Consider the following 2,145-nt stretch of genomic DNA (forward strand, 5'->3'; position numbering starts at 1 on the left):
GAAGATGCCCATGTATGAAGTTCCCTCCATCCCCCGTTTCACAAAGCGGTTGTCATCCCGGCGAAAGCCCGGACTTTATAGCACAAAGTTAGTTCTGTAGGTACGTCTCCTTCAGTTTTCCATTTTCAGTTCTCTAAAGAACCAGCTCCCCAAACAGCCTCTCCAACGTAACCTGAGCTTCCTCACAAAACCCCGGATGCACTTTCGAAGTCTGAACAACAGTACTTCGCGTAGCCGTAAGCCACCTAAAGCGGGAGGCAGAATCCAGTTTCCCTATTGGGCCGCCTTCCCTGGTACCGGCACTGATTTGTCCGAAAGCCTTTAGACTTTCTTTGATTTCATCGATATCGATATCTTTTGCAAAAGCCGCAAGGCGCTTCTCATCCAGTTGACACTTAGATTGCAGAAATTTCTGATCTCTGCAGTAAAGTATTACCCCCACATTCAGGAATTCCTCACGCTCCACCCTGGGCACAACGCGGATCACGGCGTACTCAAATAAGTGCTTTCCTTGCATTTTGGGCTTCATTTACAAAAATTTTTGAATTAGCGATGCGCGTTTCTAAAAATACAGCATAAGCATCACGGTATTCCTGTTTCGTTTTGAATGTATTCTCGTCGTTAAGCCATTCATCAGGTATCAGTGCTACAATTGAACGGATATGCTCGCTGCTTAATAGTTTGCTAAAATCCGCATCAACAACTTCCAGTTCCGAAGCTTCCGAAAGCAAAACGTGCTCTTTAATCAGGAAAAAAGGTTTAACGGCCTGTTCTTCCCAGTTTTGCCAGGAGTGATGAAAGTAAAGGGATGCCCCGTGATCGATAAGCCACAATTCCTTATGCCAGATCAGCATATTGGTATTGCGGCAGGTGCGGTCCATATTGGTAAGCAGGCAGTCGAGCCATACAATTTGTGAAGCGAGCAAGGAATCGACCTTGTGCACTACCGGATCAAAGGTGATAGAGCCAGAAAGATAGTGTAAACCCAGATTTAATCCGACGCTAAATTTAAGAAGATCCTGAATCTCCTCATCCGCTTCAGTTCGGCCAAAGGCTTCATCAAGTGTAGCAAATACCAATTCCGGAATTCTAAGTCCGAGCACTCGCGCAATCTCACCGCCTATCAGTTCAGAAATTAAAGCCCTTGGCCCCTGCCCTGCTCCCCGGAATTTGAGCACATATAAAAAGCCATCCTCCGCCTCCGCGATAGCAGGCATAGAACCACCTTCCCGCAGGGGTGTAACATAGCGGGTGACTGCAACAGATCTGAGTGGGGGAATCATGCTGCTAAAGTCGGGTAAATTCGGGAGAATTAGAGAATTAGCAAATGAGAAAATGAGCAAATGGTCTGCTGGTTTCATTTGAAAGGGCTATTTCAATTTAATTCCCGCCCCATTCGCGAATTTGCTAATTTCCTAATTTTCCCGATCCAGCTTTTAATCTGGCATTGTTAATAAAAACTGTTAATTCCCGTGTGAATGTATCCAGTGAATTAGCAGACTGCTTTAGAAAACGAGTCATTTCAGCAATTTCTTCAATCGTATTGTTCGGCTGATCGAGTAGATCAGTCACTCCCATGATTTGCACTATAGGTTGTCGCATCTCATGAGAGATTCTAAAAATAACTTCCGACAGGTTGGTTATATATTCCTGTTTCAATGCGTAAGCATCTTTAAGCTCTTTGTAAGCTTTGGCTAATTCAACAGCCCTCTTTTCCTTTTCTTTATTCTGAAATGCAAGTTCCTTATTAGCAACAATTAGCTCGGATGCGCGATTTTCTTTTTCTTTTTTCTGCAACACTAACTCTTTATTCGCAATAATAAGGTCTGCAGCCTTCTGCTCTTTCTCGATAGTCTGAGCAGTCAGTTCCTTATTAGCAATGACTAATTCTGCAGCTTTCTGTGCCTTGTCTCTGTTCCGGATAGCAAGTTCCTTATTAGCAATAAGAAGCTCAGAAGCCTTTTTCTCCATTTCTATATTTTGAAGAGCCAGATCGGTATTTGCTTTAACGAGTTCAGCTGCCCGCAATTTCTTCTCTTTGTATTGGACAACTAATTCCTTATTAGCTGCCACGAGTTCCGAAGCCCGTTTACCTTTTTCTTGATTCTGAAAAGCAAGTTCCTTGTTAGCAATAGTAAGTTCTGC

Annotated in this window: 3 protein-coding genes; all 3 read right to left on the bottom strand. The window is 43.6% G+C overall.

Annotated features, from left to right (window positions below):
• Positions 1-133: 133 nt before the first annotated feature.
• A complete protein-coding gene (locus WBJ10_RS01160; protein ID WP_424287724.1) occupies positions 134-529 on the bottom strand; it encodes a DUF3037 domain-containing protein in 396 nt (131 codons plus the stop codon).
• A complete protein-coding gene (locus WBJ10_RS01165) occupies positions 495-1,283 on the bottom strand; it encodes a HipA family kinase (protein WP_424287726.1) in 789 nt (262 codons plus the stop codon). The genes WBJ10_RS01160 and WBJ10_RS01165 overlap by 35 nt, the downstream gene beginning before the upstream one ends.
• 124 nt (positions 1,284-1,407) lie before the next feature.
• Positions 1,408-2,145, bottom strand: a 738-nt coding sequence (locus WBJ10_RS01170; protein WP_424287725.1) for a diguanylate cyclase, incomplete at its 5' end; no start/stop codon positions are given.

The sequence above is a fragment of the Daejeonella sp. genome, from assembly GCF_049655485.1.
Lineage (GTDB): Bacteria > Bacteroidota > Bacteroidia > Sphingobacteriales > Sphingobacteriaceae > Daejeonella.

Bases quoted from the DNA above. Each gene is read 5' to 3' on its own strand.
- WBJ10_RS01160 (WP_424287724.1), bottom strand. From the start codon at position 529: ATGAAGCCCAAAATGCAAGGAAAGCACTTATTTGAGTACGCCGTGATC.
- WBJ10_RS01165 (WP_424287726.1), bottom strand. From the start codon at position 1,283: ATGATTCCCCCACTCAGATCTGTTGCAGTCACCCGCTATGTTACACCC.